A 17836-nucleotide genomic window follows, 5' to 3' on the forward strand; every position below is an offset into this window, starting at 1 on the left:
TCAACAAAAAATATAAAACTATGGCAAATATAACAGCCGCAGAAGTAAACAAATTAAGACAGACTACCGGAGCCGGTATGATGGACTGCAAAAAAGCGCTTGTTGAAGCTGAAGGAGATTTCGACAAAGCAATTGATATTTTACGTAAAAAAGGTCAAAAAGTTGCTGCAAACAGAGCTGATAGAGATTCTTCAGAAGGAGCAGTAATTGCTTATGTTAATGATGAAAACACTAAAGGTGCTGTAATTTCATTAAACTGTGAGACTGATTTCGTTGCTAAAAACGATGCTTTTGTTGCTTTAGCGACTCAATTAGCTAAAACTGCTGTTAATTTCAATACAAAAGAAGAATTTTTAAATGCTGATTTTGGTGGAATGACAGTTGCTGAAAAATTAATTGAACAAACTGGTGTAATTGGAGAAAAATTAGAAATTGGTGCTTTTGAAACTGTTTCTGGTGCTTTTGTAGGTTCTTACATTCACGCTGGTAACAAAATTGCTTCTGTAACTGCTTTATCTGCAAATGTAAAAGGTGCAGACGTGGTTGCTAAAGATGTTTCTATGCAAGCTGCTGCAATGGGTGCTTCAATTTTATCTTACAAAGATTTTGACCCAGCATTTGTTGAGTCTGAAACACAAGCTAGAATTGCAGTAATCGAAAAAGAAAACGAAGAAGCAAAAAGATTAGGAAAAACACTTAAAAACATTCCTACTTTTATTTCAAGAGCTCAATTAACTCCTGAAATTATTGCTAAAGCTGAAGAACAAGTAAAAGCCGAATTAAAAGCTGAAGGAAAACCAGAAGCAATTTGGGATAGAATTTTACCAGGAAAATTAGAAAGATTTATTTCTGATAACACAACTTTAGATCAAGAACAATGTCTTTTAGACCAAGTTTTTATTAAAGACGACAAATTAAACGTTGCTGAATATGTTAAAACTATTGGTGATGTTGCTGTTGTAGACTTTAAAAGAGTTTCTTTAGTATAATATTTCACAATTTTTGTGATTAAAAAACTCGCTTTATGCGAGTTTTTTTTGTGCAAATTTTTTTTTTAAAAATTTAAACCATCCGCAATTTTTAAAAGCTTACTTCTAAACAATTTCATATATTTGCATAACTTTCAAATAAATTATGTCTTACAAAAGAATTTTATTAAAATTAAGTGGTGAAGCCTTAATGGGTGATCGCCAACACGGAATTGACCCAAAACGCCTAGCAGAATACGCTGAAGAAGTTAAAACAATTTTAGATCAAGGTATTGAAGTCGCCATTGTTATAGGTGGTGGTAATATTTTTAGAGGTGTTGCAGGTGCAAGCAATGGTATAGACCGTGTACAAGGAGATTATATGGGAATGTTAGCAACAGCTATAAACGGATTGGCACTACAAAGTGCAATTGAAGCAACTGGTGCAAAAACACGTTTACTAACTGCCATAAAAATGGAACAAGTTGCGGAACCTTTTATAAAAAGAAGAGCCGTAAGACACCTAGAAAAAGGTCGTGTTGTTATTTTTGGTTGTGGAACTGGAAACCCATATTTTACAACAGATACTGCAGCGGTTTTAAGAGCTATTGAAATTGGAGCAGATGTAATTTTAAAAGGAACCCGTGTTGATGGAATTTATAATGTAGATCCAGAAAAACACGATGATGCCATTAAATTTGACACAATATCTTATAAAGAAGTCATAGACAAAGGTTTAAAAATTATGGACATTACTGCATTTGCATTAAGTCAAGAAAATAATTTACCAATTATTGTTTTTGATATGAATACAAAAGGAAATCTTGAAAAAGTTATTTCAGGAAAAAATATAGGAACAAAAGTTGACAATTAAATAATTTAAATTTTTCAATAATGAATGAAGAATTAGACTTTATTATAGACAGTACAAAAGAATTGATGCAAAATTCTATTGTACATTTAGAAAAAGAATTTAGAAATATTAGAGCCGGAAAAGCAAGTCCTGCAATGATTGGCGGTGTAATGGTTGATTATTATGGATCTTTAACACCAATAACACAAGTTGCCAATATAAGTACTATGGATGCTCACACCATTACAGTGCAACCTTGGGAAAAAAACATGTTACACACCATTGAAAAAGCAATTATGATTGCAAACCTAGGTTTTAACCCTATGAATAATGGTGATATTATTATTATAAATGTACCTGCTTTAACTGAAGAACGTCGTAAAGAATTATCAAAACAAGCAAAAGCTGCTGCTGAATTCTCAAAGGTAAGTGTTAGAAACGACCGTAGAGAAGCTATGCAAGAAATTAAAAAAGCCGAAGCTTCTGAAGATATGAAAACCAGTGCTGAAAGTAGTGTACAAGATTTAACAGATAAATTTACAAAACTAATTGATGATCTTTACAAAGTTAAAGATGATGAAATTATGAAAGTATAATTTTTATTAAGTTAAACTAACTTTAAAAAGCACTCTTATGAGTGCTTTTTCATTAAATAAAAGGCGGATAACAACGTATTATACTATGGCAAAAACTGTATTTCTATTCATCTTTATACCATTTCTTGCGTTTTCGCAATCGTTTGTTCAGGGATTGGTTTTAGATGAAAATACAAATAAACCATTGCCATTTGCATCAATAATTACAAACACCAACATTGGAACTTTAAGCGATGTTGATGGGAAATTTGAATTAAATTCTTCCGAAAATTTCAAAGAAATAATTGTAACCTATGTTGGTTACAAATCCATTCACATTGAAATAGAAAAAAGCAACAAATTTGTAACAATAAAATTAGCACCCAAAATTGAAACTTTAAATGAAGTTTTAATTACTGCTTCAGAAAATCCTGCACTACAAATTATTAGAAATACCATTGCTCATAAACCAAAAAATAATATAGAAAAAGCATTAAATTCATTTCAGTTTAATACTTACAATAAAATTTTAATTACAGCAAACCCAGAAGCAATCAACAACAAAATAGATTCTGTGTTTGTAGTTAAAAAAGGCAATCGGATTTTTAAAGAAATCGATTCCGTGAACTATAAATTCAAAAAAGAAATAGAAAAACAAGATTTATATATCTCTGAAAAAATATCAGAATTTAAGTTTGAAAAAGGAAAAAAAACAAAAGAAATAATTTTGGCTTCACGTATGGCTGGTCTAAAACAACCTTTATATGAGTTGTTTGCTATTACTTTTCAAGATTTCTCATTTTACAATGAATTTTATACTATTGCGGGAAGAAAATACACAAACCCAATTGCAAAAAATGCCTTAAAACAATACAATTATAAAATTTTAGATACTGTAAAAGATGAAAATGGGTATTCTTATGTTATCCATTTTAAACCTATAAAAAACAAAGAACTTTTAGGCATTGAGGGTGTGCTTTTTATAAACACAAAAACTTATGCAATTACCAAAGCAATGGCCGAATTGAAAGGCATTGTAAATATCAAAGCTACTCAAAATTACACCTATTTAAAAGCTGCTGAAAAGTGGTTTCCGTTAAACAATAATATCGAAATTAGAAAAGGTGATAATACCCAACCAATTTCCTTTTTTGGAAAAAAATCGAACCCAACTAATAAAAGTGATTCAATCAATGATATTTCAAAAAACAGACCCGATGATGTCATTTATTTCAATTCAACATCCATAAATTCAAACATTGAAGTCAACATCCCAGTAAAAGTTATAAGAGCTTCTTCAACAATTCAATTTAACGATGATGCCAATCAACAACCTGAACAATTTTGGAGAAATTACAGAGCAGATTCTTTAACAACAAGAGAGCAAAAAACCTACACATATTTAGACAGTATCGCTAAAAAAGAAGGCGTAGAAAAAAAAATAAACTTAGCTAGAAATATTTTTAAAGGCCATTACCCAACAAAATACATCAATTTAAATTTGGGTAAAATTTTAAACGTTAACAATTACGAAGGTTTTAGAGTTGGTTTTGGAGGAATTACTAACAGCACTTTTTCGCAAAAGTACAAGATAGAAGCTTATGGTGCATATGGTACTAAAGATACGCGTTTTAAATACAGTTTTGGTGGTGCAGTTCGCTTAAATAAAGACACAAACACCTGGATTGGAGCCAAGTATACAAATGATTTGATAGAATCTGCTTCGTTTCATTTTATAGCTGAAAACACTTCGTTTACCCCCATAAATCCAAGAAATATAAACATTTCACAATTCTATAATTACAAAACAACAAGTGTGTTTTTAGCTCATAATTTGCAACCAAATATAGATGTTAAAATGGAATTAAGTTCTGGTACCTATAAAAACTTATTCGATTACGCCTATGTTTCACCTGATAAAACCTATACGGAATATACGCTATCGACAATAGTTTTAGGTTTTAATTTCACACCAAATAGTGAATATATGAATTCACCTTTAGGAAAAATTAATATTAAAAACGGCTATCCGCAATTTACATTTCAAATTACCCAAAGTTTAGAAGATGTTTTAAATAGCGATTTTGGTTTTACACAATTAAACTTTCGTATTTTAAATAAAATAATACGCATAAGAAAATCTACTACTAATTTTTTACTTGAAGGAGGAATTGTTTTTGGTGAAGCTCCAATTTCACATTTATACAATTCAACGCCAAATTATACCTATAAAAGTCCTTGGGCAAAACGCATTACTTTTGCAGGAACAAATAGCTTTGAAACAATGGGATATAATGAATTTATTTCAGACCGATTTACAGCACTTCACATATCACATCAATTTAGGTTTTTTAAAATTAGTAAAAAATTTCAACCTCAAATTACACTTGCTACTCGTGCAGCTATTGGTGGTATTCACAGTCCTGAATATCAAACAGGAATTTCATTTAAAAGTTTAAACAAAGGTTATTTTGAAAGTGGTATAGAATTTAACACTTTATTTAAAGGCTTTGGAGCAAGTGCATTTTACCGTTATGGGCCATACATTAACCCTGTGTGGAGCAATAATTTGGCAGTAAAAATAACCTATAATTTTAGATTAGGATTTTAATACATAAAACCTTTATAGACCAACAATTTTTATACCTTTGCCAAAATTTTTTTTATGGGTTTTTGGAATAAAGTTTCAAGGTTTATTTTAACTAAAAGATATCTTATTTTAATTTGTATTGCTGGAGTTACTTATTTTTTAGCTTCACAAATGCAATACATGCGTTTTTCAAATACAGAAGCCAATCTTCTACCTGAAAATCATGAGGTAAATATTGAATACGATCACTTTTTAGAACTTTTTGGCGAAGAAGGAAATTTAATTATTTTGGCTGTTGATGATTCAAGTATATTTACACCTAAAATATTCAACGACTGGAATGCTTTATCTAAAAAATTTGATACTTATTCTGAAATTGAAATGTCTGCATCTGTTGGAGACATTCGTAAATTGGTCAAAAATACCGAAACACAATCATTTGATTTAGAACCTTTATATTCTAAACGACCTGAAACCAATGAAGAAGTGTTGGCTATTAAAAAAGAATTGTTTGAAAACCTTCCTTTTTATGATAACTTTTTATTTAATAAAAAATCTGGAGTAATAAGAACAGCTATTTACATGAACAAAGCCATTGTAAATACCGCTGCACGTAAACAATTTATTTTTAATGTTTTAAATCCAGAAATAGAGAAATTTGAAAAAGAACACAATATAGATATTAAAGTTTCTGGGATGCCGTACATACGTACGATGAATGCTCAAAATATTATTGATGAAATTGGTCTTTTTGTTGGCTTGGCTTTAGGAATAACAGCTTTAATTTTCTTTTTCTTTTTCAGATCTTTTAGAGCAACATTTATAACACTTTTAGTTGTAAGTATTGGGGTAATTTGGGCATTTGGATTTATAGGACTGTTTAGATACGAAATTTCAGTTTTAATGGCATTAATACCACCATTAATTATTGTAATTGGCGTGCCTAATGCTATCTTTTTAATCAATAAGTACCAACAAGAAGTTAAAAAACATGGCAATCAGGCAAAATCACTTCAACGTGTAATCACAAAAGTGGGAAATGCCACTTTAATGACTAACATTACAACTGCTGCTGGATTTGCAACATTTATTTTCACAAAAAGTCAGTTATTAAGAGAATTTGGTATTATTGCTTCTATCAATATTTTAGCCATTTTTGTATTGGCTCTTTTAATAATTCCAATTATTTACAGTTTTTTACATCTTCCGCAGGAAAAACATTTAAAACATTTAGAACGCAGATGGATTGAAGCTATTGTAAACTGGATGGAACGTGTTGTTAGACACCATAGACTTGCAGTTTATACAACTACAATTGTACTTATAATTTTTAGTATGATTGGAGTTTATATGATTAAAGTTTCGGGTAGTTTAATTGAAGACATGCCAAAAGGAAAACAATTTTATAAAGATATCTTGTTTTTTGAAGAAGAATTTGGTGGAATTATGCCTCTTGAAATTATAGTTGATACTAAAAAAGAAAAGGGAGTTATGAAACTTTCTACTTTAAAACGTATTGATGAACTTGATGAAACTATTGAAGAAATTCCTCAACTTTCTAAACCAATTTCAATTATAAATATTGTAAAATATTCAAAACAAGCATTTTACGGAGGCAAACCAGAATACTATCAACTTCCTAATAACCAAGAAAAAAACTGGATTTTATCTTACACTAAAAATTCTACTAGCAATCTTAAATTCATGAATAATTTTGTTGATTCTACAGGGCGTTATGCACGTATAACAACCTTTATGAAAGACATTGGTACCGATAAAATGGAAATAATTGAAGATCGTTTGCAACAAAAAATTGACAAAGAGTTTCCTAAAGAAGATTTTAAAGTTACCCTAACAGGTAAAGCCCTCGTATTTTTAAAAGGAACAAATTATTTAATAAATAATTTAATTATCTCACTTTCTTTGGCCATTTTATTAATAGCAATATTTATGGCATTTATGTTTAGATCTTTTAAAATGATTATTATTTCATTAATTCCTAACATGTTTCCACTATTAATTACAGCTGGTTTAATGGGGTATTTAGGAGTTCCAATAAAACCTTCAACAATTTTAGTATTTAGTATTGCTTTTGGTATTTCAGTAGATGATACCATTCACTTTTTGGCAAAATACCGTCAAGAATTAATAGCCAATAACTGGAGAATTAAACAATCTGTTTATGCAGCACTGCGCGAAACAGGAGTAAGTATGTTCTATACTTCAATTGTATTGTTTTTTGGGTTTTTAGTATTTACAGTTTCTAGCTTTGGAGGTACAATTGCTTTAGGAGGTCTGGTTTCAATTACACTGCTATTTGCAATGACATCTAATTTAATTCTGTTACCATCACTATTACTTTCTTTAGAACGTAATATTGCTAACAAAGAAACACTTTTAGAACCTGGATTGGATATTTTAACAGCTGATGATGAGAACGATCTATCTGAGGATAACGACGAGAAATAAACTTTTTACAACAAATAATATATTGTTTAATTCTTTAAATTGATTTTTTAAAGTTACAATATCGGCTAAAATTAATATATTTTTAGCTTTTTAAACAACTACAATTTAACTTTGTTAGTGCTTACAACTTTCATTAGTTCTTGTATATTTGTATTACTTATAATTTAGATTATGAAAAAAATCACTATTGCTGAACTTTTAAGTTCAAAAAATATTTTACAGGAAATAACTGTAAAAGGATGGGTACGAACTTTTAGAGCAAACCGTTTTATAGCTTTAAATGATGGTTCTACATTAAATAACATACAATGTGTGGTAGATTTTGAAAACACCGACGAAGCTACTCTAAAACGCATTACAACAGGTGCCGCAATTGAAATTAAAGGAATGCTTGCCGAAAGTATAGGTAAAGGACAAAGTGTAGAAATTCAAGTTTCTAAAATTACAATTTTAGGAGATTGCAATCCAGACGAGTATCCAATCCAACCAAAAAAACACAGTTTAGAATTTTTACGTGAAAATGCACATTTACGCATTAGAACAAATACATTTAGCGCTGTAATGCGCTTAAGATCTGCTTTATCTTTTGCAGTACATAAATATTTTACTGAAAATGGATTTTATAATTTTCACGCTCCAATTATTACAGGATCAGATGCTGAAGGAGCTGGTGAAATGTTTCAAGTTTCTATCTTAGATAACATCAATCCACCTAAAACTGAAGAAGGTAAAATTGATTATAGTAAAGATTTTTTTGGAAAAGAAACAAACTTAACAGTTTCCGGACAATTAGAAGCCGAAACCTATGCGATGGCTTTAGGAAAAGTATATACTTTTGGACCTACTTTTAGAGCCGAAAATTCAAATACTTCAAGACATTTAGCTGAATTTTGGATGATTGAACCTGAAGTAGCATTTAATAATTTGGATGATAATATGGACTTAGCTGAAGATTTTATCAAATCTGTTATTACCTATGTTACCATAAACTGCAAAGATGATTTGGCTTTTTTAAATGATCGTTTATTACAAGAAGATAAAACAAAACCTGCAAATGAACGCAGTGAAATGAGTTTAATAGAAAAATTAAACTTTGTAATTGAAAACAATTTTAAACGCGTAAGTTATACAGAAGCAATAGATATATTAAGAAACTGTAAACCAAATAAAAAGAAACAATTTCAATACTTAATTGAAGATTGGGGAACCGATTTACAAAGTGAACATGAACGCTTTTTAGTTGAAAAACACTTTAAATGTCCTGTAATTTTATTTGATTATCCAGCAAATATCAAAGCATTTTACATGCGCTTAAACCAAGACGGGAAAACAGTTCGTGCAATGGATGTATTATTTCCTGGAATTGGAGAAATTGTTGGTGGTAGTCAACGTGAAGAGCGATTAGATGTACTTCAACAAAAAATTAAAGATCTAAATATTGACGAAAAAGAACTTTGGTGGTATTTAGATACTAGAAAGTTTGGAACAGCAGAACACAGCGGTTTTGGTTTAGGTTTTGAACGTTTAGTTCAGTTTGTTACTGGAATGGGAAATATACGCGATGTAATTCCTTACCCACGTACACCACAAAATGCAGAATTTTAAACTAGATTTAAAAACTACTAGTACTGTTGTGCTATATATTTGTATTTTTATCAAAAGGTATTATAAACCCATATATGTTAAAACAAAGTTTAAATCTTAAATTATTACAAAAATTATCTCCTCAACAAATTCAATTGATGAAGTTGATTCAAATGCCTACGCAAGCTTTTGAACAAAAACTAAGTCAAGAATTAGAGGAAAACCCAGCATTGGAAGGCGGTTTAGAATCAAATGATGAATATTCCGATTTAAATGGTGATACTGATTTTGATGATAGCGGTAATGAAAGTATAAACACTGAAGACATTAATATTGATGAATATTTGAGTGATGATGAAATACCAAATTACAAAACACAAGCCAACAACTATTCATATGATGATGACGAAAAGCAAATACCTTATGCCTCAGGCACCTCTTTTACACAAACTTTAAAAAATCAAATAAACACCTATAGACTAACTGAAGATGAAGAAATAATAACCGATTTCTTAATAGGAAGTATTGATGACAGCGGTTATATAAGAAGAGATTTACTTGATATTTTAGACGACTTAGCGTTTACACAAAATATTTTCACAAACATTGAAGTTTTAGAACAATTACTTAAACTAGTTCAGCAACTAGATCCTCCAGGTGTAGGGGCTCGTGATTTAAAAGAATGTTTGTTGATACAATTAAAAAGAAAAGAAGAAAAACCAAGTGTTTTATTAGCAATAGCTATACTTGAGCAATCTTTTGATCATTTTGTAAAAAAACATTATTCAAAATTATTACAGAAATTTCATATTTCAGAAGACGAATTAAAAGACGCTATAAGTCAAATTGAACGGTTAAACCCAAAACCAGGTGGTTCATTTGTTGGAAACAATAAAATAGCTGAACAAATAGTACCTGATTTCTCAATACGTATTATTGAAGGTGAATTAGAACTTACTTTAAACTCACGTAACGAACCAGAACTTTATATCTCAAACGAATATAATAATCTATTAAAAGGCTATAAGGATAGTACAAATAAAACAAAATCTCAAAAAGAAGCTGTTCAATTTATCAAGCAAAAATTAGATGCAGCAAAATGGTTTATAGATGCCGTAAAACAACGTCAACAAACCCTATTGCTAAATATGAATGCAATTATGCAACACCAAAAAGAATATTTTTTAACAGGTGATGAACGCAAATTAAAACCAATGATTTTAAAAGATATTGCTGATGAAATTGGAATGGATGTATCTACAGTTTCACGTGTTGCCAATAGTAAATATGTATCTACACCTTATGGTACAAAACTTATAAAAGATTTTTTCTCAGAATCGATGAAAAATGACCAAGGTGAAGATGTTTCTACAAAAGAAATTAAAAATATACTACTGTCTGTTATCACTGAAGAAAATAAGAAAAAACCTTTAACAGATGATAAATTAGCACTTATTTTGAAAGATAAAGGATATCCTATTGCACGACGAACAATCGCTAAATATAGAGAACAATTAGACATTCCTGTAGCTAGATTACGAAAAGAAATTTAGCTCATTGATAAAAATAGCATGAAACTTTCCAAAATTATTTCTTACTTTTTCCATCCTATTAATTTTTCAATAATAGGGGCGCTTCTTTATTTTCTGTACATTCCAAAATACATTTTTAAGCCAATAGAACATACCATACTAATTGTACTATTTTGTGGCACCTATATATTTCCAGTATTTCTCTTATACCTAATGAAAAAATTTGGAATGATTGAAAGCTTTCATATGAAAACAGTAGAAGAAAGAAAATTTCCAACACTACTCTTTATATCAATTTCCTTTTTTATGGGATATTGGCTACTTAAAACTACTGTAGTAAACTTATTAGCTTTATTTTATTTAGGGTACGGATTATTTATGATGATTAGTTATGTGTTTTTATATTTAAACCGTAAAATAAGCCTTCATATGGCGGCAATAGGTGGGTTGATAGGTTTTTTAATGTACTTTAGTTATCATTTTAAAATTAATATAATATCCATATTTATAATGTTATTTATATTAAGTGGTATAATTGCAACAGCTAGAATAAAATTAAATGCACATAATTTAAATGAAATTTTTTGGGGATATTCATTGGGTATAATAACGCAACTTTTTATCTATTTTACCTATATTATAATATATAAAATTTAAGTCCTATATTAAAATCTCTTACTTTTAATATTTCACCATTACTACCTACACTATCAAATAAATTACTTAAACCATAGTAGGCAAATAAATTCCAAGTACCATAGCCAGCAGATAAAATTGCACCATATTGTAAATTATTAAGTACATCCAAATTCTTAACCGAAATCGTTTCATTATTATAGTCTAATTTTGAATTTGAATAGAAGATATAAGAAAATTTAAAACCGCCATAAATTCTCCAAAAATTAAACTTGGTAGCAGTAGATGTTCTCCATCTAATCTCAATAGGTAATTCAACAATATTGGATCTAATTGTTTTTGTTTGGTATTCTTCAATAATATTAGAGTCATTTATTTTATCATCAAAAAAAGTAATTGTGTTTTTATAGGAATTGTAAGCATACCCTAACCCAACTCCAACGCCAAAATTACGACGTTCATTAAACGGAAAATCTCTAATAAAGCCCAAAGATACCCCTAGGGAAAATGGGGAATCTGCATCCTCTACAGGTTTATTTAATAAAATATTATAGCTTAACGACAGATACAATTGATCCTCTAAATATTTATTATCTATTGAATCATTATTAACCTGTGAAAAACTATTATAAAAACAAGAAATAAAAAATAAAATAAAAACTGCTTTTTTCATATTAACAAAGATATACTATTAAACTAAAAAAAGGCAATCAAAATAATTGATTGCCTTTATATTATTAATAAAATATAAGTTTAAAAATTGCTTTTCAAATCGTTACCTTTAGTAGTTGAAAAACTAACTTTTAAAGCATTTATATCTCTTAATTGTTCTTTAATGTCTAATATTGTACCAACATTTGCTTCTTTATCTGCTTTAATAGAAGTTGTCATAAATTTTACTTCTTCTTCCTTTCTTAAAGCTTGTTCAGATAAAATGAAACTAGGAACATCTTTTACATCAATAATCTTATCATTAACTTGAATTTTATCACCAGCTATTCTAGCGTCTTTAGATTTACCAACATATATTGTACTTACTAAACTTTTCATTTCAAGTTTTTTCACTTCGTTTGCAACAGGAAGGTTCGGTTTTTTAATTAATAAATCCGTTTCCCTCATAGTTGTTGACACCATGAAAAAGAATAACAACATAAATACAATATCAGGTAAAGATGCTGTAGAAATGGCAGGTAAACCTTTTTTCTTCTTTTTAAATTTACTCATATCTGATATTATTTTATTGGTTCTGGTTCAGAGATAATTTGAGGATAAGAATTTTTCAAAAATTCAATTTTTTCATTTAAACTTTCACTCGGGTTATCTTTATAATCTTTTAACAAATCGTCATAAGATCTTTTGTATTTCTCTAATCCTAATCTATTTCTTAACTCAGTATATGCAGCTTCAATTTCATTTTGAATTGAAATATACATTCCATAAGTTGTTCCTCTATCGCTCTGTAATGAAATTACAGCCTTTGAAGGATGATCAGATGACAATGGACTTCTAGCACCTTTACAATAATCACAAGGAGCAGCAGGAGCATCGTCTTTTGCAGTACTCAAACCTCCACCATTATCAATAAAATCCATTGCTAATTTTTTAATCTCATTTACTGTTACGTATTGATCGTTTTCAACCAAAATTTGATTGTTACGATTTACTACAATATCAAAAACGTTTTTTTCCTTAACAATTACATCTTGCTGATTTTGATCTTGAGATTTCTCAGGTAATTTACGAGAAATACCTGAATCTACGTCCATTGTAGTTGTTACTAAGAAAAATATTAAAAGCAAGAACGCAATGTCTGCCATTGAACCAGCATTAATTTCTGAATTTTCTCTTCTTGCCATAGCCTATCTTATTTTACAAGTCCTTTAACAAAGTCAATTCCAACTAAAACCAATCCAATTCCACCTAGAAAAAAACTATAGTTAATCAATGTACTTACCCATTTAGATGTGCTACCAGCGTCACCTTCTTTTAAAACATTACCCATTTGGTCTGTAACAGCAGCATCTGAAGCGAAAGAATAAGAAACTACTAATATAACTAGCAATATTCCAATTCCAATAAAAGATCTTTTCAAAACTTCAGGATGTTTGAATAAGTTTATCAAAGAATAAATAATTGCTATTGCAGCTGTTGCAATCAATGTAATAATTGAAAAAGTAATAAATGGAGACAGAATACTATTCTGCAAACTCGCATCATTCTCAATATTTGTATCTCCTTCTGCAACAATTCTAATGAAAAAATAGAATCCAATTAAGGCTATTAGTCCTGTTACATAAGTTAATATTTTAGAAATTTTTGTATCCATAATTTATTACTATTTTTTATATCTAACCAAAAGGTCAACAAGTGAAATTGAAGCGTCTTCCATACTGTTTACAATACTATCTACTTTAGAGATAATGTAATTATAAAAAATTTGAAGAATAATTGCTACAACCAAACCAAATACAGTTGTAAGTAACGCTACTTTAATACCACCAGCAACAACTGTTGGAGAAATATCACCTGCAGCTTGAATAGAGTCAAATGCATCAATCATACCAATTACAGTACCCATGAAACCAAGCATTGGTGCCAAAGCAATAAATAAAGATAACCATGAAATGTTTTTCTCTAACAATCCCATTTGAACACCACCGTATCCAACAACTGCTTTTTCAGCTGCTTCAACGCCTTCGTCCATTCTATCTAAACCTTGATAAAATATTGAAGCAACAGGTCCTTTTGTATTTCTACAAACTTCTTTTGCAGCTTCAACTCCACCTGAATTTAAGGCTTCGTCAACTTTATTTACTAATTTCTTAGTATTTGTAGTTGCCATGTTAAGATAAATAATTCTTTCAATAGCAATTGCCAACCCTAAAATTAAGGCTACTAATACAATTCCCATAAAAAATGGTCCACCTTCAATAAAACGTTGTTTTAATTCTTGGTGAAATGTTTTTGCTTCTGTAACTTCTTCTGTTACAGCAACATCTTGTGCGAAAACTTTAGGTGCTGCTCCAAATAATAATAATCCTGTGATTGCAAGGATAGTAAATACTCTTTTCATCGTGTAATAGTTAATTTATTAATTCTTTTTACTGGTTAAATATATATTAATTTCAAAAAACCTACAAACTCATCATAATATGAAAATTCTCTCAAGTCATTTACTTAGTACGCACCTTCAAATATGACTTCGTTTGCGAATGGCAAGTAACAAAAAAATGTTGAATTCTAAAAATTTTACAAGTACTAAAAATTATTTTTTTGGTTTTTTTGGTTTTTTTGGTTTTTTTTCAAAAATTATACTAAATAGTCTCTTTTTATTGAAATATTTATTAAATAAAACCGCTATTGTTATTGAAATTTCATAAAACTTGAGTGAGTTCTCCCCTTAGAGAAGTTTCAAAAATTGATTTAAATTCATTTTTAGGAATATTCATTCCTAGCAAGTACATTAATTTAGCCAAAGCTGATTCAGTTGTGATGTCATATCCGCTAATAATTCCAATACTTTCAAGGGCTACACTAGTTTCATAACGCCCCATAATTACACTCCCACCTGCGCACTGTGTTACATTAATTATATGTATACCTTTGTTAATTGCCTCTTGTAATAAATTCAAAAACCAATCGGTTGAAGGAGCGTTACCCGATCCATAGGTTTCTAAAATCACACCTTTTAAACCATTAATATTTAAAATACTTTCAACAGTACTTTTTTGTATGCCTGGAAATATTTTTAAAATTAAAATATTTTTATTCAAATTCTTTATAACCTTCAGTTTTTTATCAATGGGATTCTTTTGTAAATATTGCTTAAAAAATTTTAAATGAACTCCACTTTCACATAAAGTAGGATAGTTATATGACATAAATGCCTGAAAATGCTCAGCATTCATCTTTGTAGTTCTGTTTGCCCTATATAATTTGTATTCAAAATACAAGCATACTTCTGAAACTACAGGAACACCATTTGTATTGGCTGATGCAATTTCAATTGAAGTTATTAGATTTTCTTTTGCATCTGTTCTTAAATCGCCAATTGGCAACTGAGATCCTGTAAATATAATAGGTTTGGATAAATTTTCGAACATAAAACTTATTGCAGAAGCCGTGTATGACATTGTGTCTGAACCATGTAAAACTACAAAACCATCAAATTTATCATAGTTTTTTTCAATTATTTCAGCAAGAACCACCCAATTATCAGGATCCATATTGGATGAATCAATAGGTACATCAAATGTTGTACTTTCTATCAAACATTTCAAATGATGAACCTCAGGAATATGCTCTAAAAGTTTATTAAAATTAAACGCCTTTAAAGAACCAGTTTTATAGTCTTTTACCATCCCTATTGTTCCTCCAGTATATATCAGTAAAATATTAGGTAATTTTGTCATTTTGTCTGCAACTTAATTTTGGAATAATTTATGCAATGTATATAAAAACAAAAATACATTAATAAAAAATAAACATATGGAATTTTATATTTTAATTGGAATTATAGCTTTAGTAAGTTGGTTAGTAAGCCAACGTTTAAAAAGTAAGTTTAACCATTACTCTAAAATTCAACTTCAAAATGGATTAAGCGGTAGGGAAATTGCAGAAAAGATGTTACATGACAATGGAATTTATGATGTAAAAATTATTTCAACTCCAGGACAATTAACAGATCATTACAATCCTTTAAATAAAACTGTAAATTTAAGCGAATCTGTTTACAATGAAAGAAATGCATCTGCTGCTGCTGTTGCTGCACACGAAGTTGGTCACGCGGTGCAACATGCTACTGCTTATGAATGGTTAAATCTTCGTTCTAAATTAGTACCTATGGTTGGTATTTCTTCACAATTTTCTCAATGGTTAATTATTGGTGGTTTAATTTTGGGAGCTGCATCAGGTAATAGTGGAATTGGGTTTACAATTGCTATTATTGGTTTGGGATTGATGGCTATTGCAACCGTTTTTAGTTTTATTACATTACCTGTTGAATATGATGCTAGTAATAGGGCGTTAGCTTGGCTAAAAACAAAAAACATGCTAACAAATAACGAGCAAGATGGTGCTAAAGATGCTTTAAAATGGGCTGCTCGCACTTATTTGGTTGCTGCATTATCTTCAACTGCAATGCTTTTATATTGGGGTTTTAGAATTTTAGGCTCTCGAGACTAACTTTAGTTTTCCATAATAAAAAAAAAGGATATGAGTTTTCATATCCTTTTTTTTGTGTTTGATAATTTATTTATCTTCTGTTTCTTTCACAATCACAAAATCTTCCATAAATTTTGTTGTATAGTTTCCAGCAATATAATCTGGATGATCCATCAATTGTCTATGGAAAGGAATCGTAGTTTTAATACCTTCAATTACAAATTCATCCAACGCTCTTCTCATTTTAGCAATAGCTTCTTCACGAGTTTGAGCAGTTGTTATCAACTTTGCAATCATAGAATCGTAGTTTGGCGGAATAGTATAACCTGCATAAACATGCGTATCTACTCTAACACCATGACCACCTGGAACATGTAAAGTTGCAATTTTTCCTGGCGAAGGTCTAAAATCATTAAAAGGATCTTCAGCATTAATTCTACATTCTATTGAATGTAACTTTGGTGTATAATTTTTACCGGAAATAGGAACTCCCGCAGCAACTTTAATTTGCTCAAAAATCAAATCATAATCTATTACTTGTTCAGTAATTGGATGTTCAACTTGAATACGCGTATTCATTTCCATGAAATAAAAATTTCTGTGCTTATCAACTAAAAACTCAATAGTTCCAGCACCTTCATAAGAAATAAATTCGGCTGCTTTAACTGCCGCTTCTCCCATTTTATTTCTCAATTGAGTTGTCATAAAAGGCGAAGGAGCTTCTTCAGTTAATTTTTGATGGCGACGTTGAATTGAACAATCTCTTTCAGATAAATGACAAGCTTTACCAAATGAATCACCAATTACTTGAATTTCAATATGGCGTGGTTCTTCAATTAATTTTTCCATATACATTCCGTCGTTTCCAAAGCAAGCAAATGCTTCTTTACGAGCAGAATCCCATAAATCGTGTAACTTTTCTTTTTTCCAAACAGCACGCATTCCTTTACCACCACCTCCAGCAGTTGCTTTTAGCATTACTGGATAACCCATTTCATCGGCTAATTTTTCAGCTTCTTCATAAGATTCTAGTAATCCATCTGAACCTGGAATAGTTGGTACACCAGCTGCTTTCATTGTTGCACGAGCAGAAGCTTTATCTCCCATTCTACTAATCATTTCAGCAGTGGCACCAATAAATTTAATATTGTAGTCTTCACAAAGTTTAGAGAATTTAGCATTTTCAGCTAAAAATCCATAACCTGGGTGAATTGCATCTGCATTTGTAATTTCAGCAGCAGCTAAAATTGCAGACATTTTTAAATATGACTCACTACTTGCTGGCGGGCCAATACAAACAGCTTCATCTGCAAAACGAACATGTAAACTTTCGGCATCAGCAGTTGAATAAACAGCTACTGTTTTAATACCAATTTCTTTACAAGTTCTAATAATTCGTAAAGCTATTTCGCCTCTGTTGGCAATTAATATTTTTTTAAACATAAATTCTTCAATTTTTCAATATT

The 17836-nt window shown here is 29.8% G+C and carries 16 protein-coding genes; 9 read left to right on the forward strand and 7 right to left on the reverse strand.

The genetic code is table 11. The annotated features are described in order from the left end of the window. The first annotated feature begins 20 nt into the window (after positions 1-20). The 8 genes from tsf to EC396_RS16940 all read left to right on the forward strand — a co-directional run bounded on the left by tsf (position 21) and on the right by EC396_RS16940 (position 11228). Entirely contained in the window at positions 21-989 is a 969-nt protein-coding gene (gene tsf, locus EC396_RS16905; protein ID WP_129368036.1) for a translation elongation factor Ts, read from the forward strand. Positions 990-1134: 145 nt separating this feature from the next. Then, the gene (gene pyrH / locus EC396_RS16910; RefSeq protein WP_129368037.1) at positions 1135-1842 is read left to right on the forward strand and encodes a UMP kinase; all 708 of its coding nucleotides are present in this window, start codon (positions 1135-1137) and stop codon (positions 1840-1842) included. Between the two features lie 20 nt (positions 1843-1862). Continuing rightward, on the forward strand, positions 1863-2417 hold the full coding sequence (gene frr, locus EC396_RS16915; protein ID WP_129368038.1) for a ribosome recycling factor: 555 nt from the start codon (positions 1863-1865) through the stop codon (positions 2415-2417). A gap of 85 nt (positions 2418-2502) precedes the next feature. Beyond that, complete coding sequence (locus tag EC396_RS16920; protein WP_164975341.1) at positions 2503-5007, forward strand: DUF5686 and carboxypeptidase-like regulatory domain-containing protein; 2505 nt, start codon at positions 2503-2505, stop codon at positions 5005-5007. A gap of 54 nt (positions 5008-5061) precedes the next feature. Then, positions 5062-7455, forward strand: a complete 2394-nt coding sequence (locus EC396_RS16925; protein ID WP_129368040.1) for an RND family transporter — start codon at positions 5062-5064, stop codon at positions 7453-7455. Positions 7456-7626: 171 nt separating this feature from the next. Next, positions 7627-9060, forward strand: a complete 1434-nt coding sequence (gene asnS, locus EC396_RS16930; protein WP_129368041.1) for an asparagine--tRNA ligase — start codon at positions 7627-7629, stop codon at positions 9058-9060. 74 nt (positions 9061-9134) lie between these two features. Then, complete coding sequence (gene rpoN, locus EC396_RS16935; RefSeq protein WP_129368042.1) at positions 9135-10592, forward strand: RNA polymerase factor sigma-54; 1458 nt, start codon at positions 9135-9137, stop codon at positions 10590-10592. Between the two features lie 225 nt (positions 10593-10817). Further along, entirely contained in the window at positions 10818-11228 is a 411-nt protein-coding gene (locus EC396_RS16940; protein WP_129368043.1) for a hypothetical protein, read from the forward strand. Here EC396_RS16940 and EC396_RS16945 read toward each other — a convergent pair. From EC396_RS16945 to EC396_RS16970, 6 genes are all read right to left on the reverse strand, one after another. Beyond that, a complete protein-coding gene (locus tag EC396_RS16945) occupies positions 11209-11880 on the reverse strand; it encodes a porin family protein (RefSeq protein ID WP_129368044.1) in 672 nt (223 codons plus the stop codon). The genes EC396_RS16940 and EC396_RS16945 overlap by 20 nt on opposite strands. A gap of 80 nt (positions 11881-11960) precedes the next feature. Further along, positions 11961-12431 carry a biopolymer transporter ExbD gene (locus tag EC396_RS16950; protein WP_129368045.1) on the reverse strand — a complete coding sequence of 157 codons (471 nt, stop codon included), beginning with the start codon at positions 12429-12431 and terminating at the stop codon, positions 11961-11963. A gap of 8 nt (positions 12432-12439) precedes the next feature. Then, complete coding sequence (locus EC396_RS16955) at positions 12440-13063, reverse strand: biopolymer transporter ExbD (protein WP_129368046.1); 624 nt, start codon at positions 13061-13063, stop codon at positions 12440-12442. Between the two features lie 8 nt (positions 13064-13071). Then, positions 13072-13533, reverse strand: a complete 462-nt coding sequence (locus tag EC396_RS16960) for a hypothetical protein (protein ID WP_129368047.1) — start codon at positions 13531-13533, stop codon at positions 13072-13074. Between the two features lie 9 nt (positions 13534-13542). Continuing rightward, complete coding sequence (locus tag EC396_RS16965) at positions 13543-14280, reverse strand: MotA/TolQ/ExbB proton channel family protein (protein ID WP_129368048.1); 738 nt, start codon at positions 14278-14280, stop codon at positions 13543-13545. 301 nt (positions 14281-14581) lie between these two features. Next, the gene (locus EC396_RS16970) at positions 14582-15619 is read right to left on the reverse strand and encodes an asparaginase (protein ID WP_129368049.1); all 1038 of its coding nucleotides are present in this window, start codon (positions 15617-15619) and stop codon (positions 14582-14584) included. 76 nt (positions 15620-15695) lie between these two features. Here EC396_RS16970 and EC396_RS16975 point away from each other — a divergent pair, with 76 nt between their 5' ends. Continuing rightward, the gene (locus EC396_RS16975; RefSeq protein ID WP_129368050.1) at positions 15696-16391 is read left to right on the forward strand and encodes a zinc metallopeptidase; all 696 of its coding nucleotides are present in this window, start codon (positions 15696-15698) and stop codon (positions 16389-16391) included. A gap of 66 nt (positions 16392-16457) precedes the next feature. Here the strand turns inward: EC396_RS16975 and accC are convergent, their stop codons facing one another. Next, complete coding sequence (gene accC, locus EC396_RS16980; protein ID WP_129368051.1) at positions 16458-17813, reverse strand: acetyl-CoA carboxylase biotin carboxylase subunit; 1356 nt, start codon at positions 17811-17813, stop codon at positions 16458-16460. Positions 17814-17836 lie beyond the last annotated feature (23 nt).

The sequence above is a fragment of the Lutibacter sp. HS1-25 genome, from assembly GCF_004121075.1.
Lineage (GTDB): Bacteria > Bacteroidota > Bacteroidia > Flavobacteriales > Flavobacteriaceae > Lutibacter.

Bases quoted from the DNA above. Each gene is read 5' to 3' on its own strand.
- EC396_RS16955 (WP_129368046.1), bottom strand. From the start codon at position 13,063: ATGGCAAGAAGAGAAAATTCAGAAATTAATGCTGGTTCAATGGCAGAC.
- EC396_RS16950 (WP_129368045.1), bottom strand. From the start codon at position 12,431: ATGAGTAAATTTAAAAAGAAGAAAAAAGGTTTACCTGCCATTTCTACA.
- EC396_RS16975 (WP_129368050.1), top strand. From the start codon at position 15,696: ATGGAATTTTATATTTTAATTGGAATTATAGCTTTAGTAAGTTGGTTA.
- EC396_RS16925 (WP_129368040.1), top strand. From the start codon at position 5,062: ATGGGTTTTTGGAATAAAGTTTCAAGGTTTATTTTAACTAAAAGATAT.
- pyrH (WP_129368037.1), top strand. From the start codon at position 1,135: ATGTCTTACAAAAGAATTTTATTAAAATTAAGTGGTGAAGCCTTAATG.
- accC (WP_129368051.1), bottom strand. From the start codon at position 17,813: ATGTTTAAAAAAATATTAATTGCCAACAGAGGCGAAATAGCTTTACGA.
- EC396_RS16965 (WP_129368048.1), bottom strand. From the start codon at position 14,280: ATGAAAAGAGTATTTACTATCCTTGCAATCACAGGATTATTATTATTT.
- tsf (WP_129368036.1), top strand. From the start codon at position 21: ATGGCAAATATAACAGCCGCAGAAGTAAACAAATTAAGACAGACTACC.
- asnS (WP_129368041.1), top strand. From the start codon at position 7,627: ATGAAAAAAATCACTATTGCTGAACTTTTAAGTTCAAAAAATATTTTA.
- EC396_RS16960 (WP_129368047.1), bottom strand. From the start codon at position 13,533: ATGGATACAAAAATTTCTAAAATATTAACTTATGTAACAGGACTAATA.
- EC396_RS16920 (WP_164975341.1), top strand. From the start codon at position 2,503: ATGGCAAAAACTGTATTTCTATTCATCTTTATACCATTTCTTGCGTTT.
- EC396_RS16970 (WP_129368049.1), bottom strand. From the start codon at position 15,619: ATGACAAAATTACCTAATATTTTACTGATATATACTGGAGGAACAATA.
- EC396_RS16945 (WP_129368044.1), bottom strand. From the start codon at position 11,880: ATGAAAAAAGCAGTTTTTATTTTATTTTTTATTTCTTGTTTTTATAAT.
- frr (WP_129368038.1), top strand. From the start codon at position 1,863: ATGAATGAAGAATTAGACTTTATTATAGACAGTACAAAAGAATTGATG.
- EC396_RS16940 (WP_129368043.1), top strand. From the start codon at position 10,818: ATGAAAACAGTAGAAGAAAGAAAATTTCCAACACTACTCTTTATATCA.
- rpoN (WP_129368042.1), top strand. From the start codon at position 9,135: ATGTTAAAACAAAGTTTAAATCTTAAATTATTACAAAAATTATCTCCT.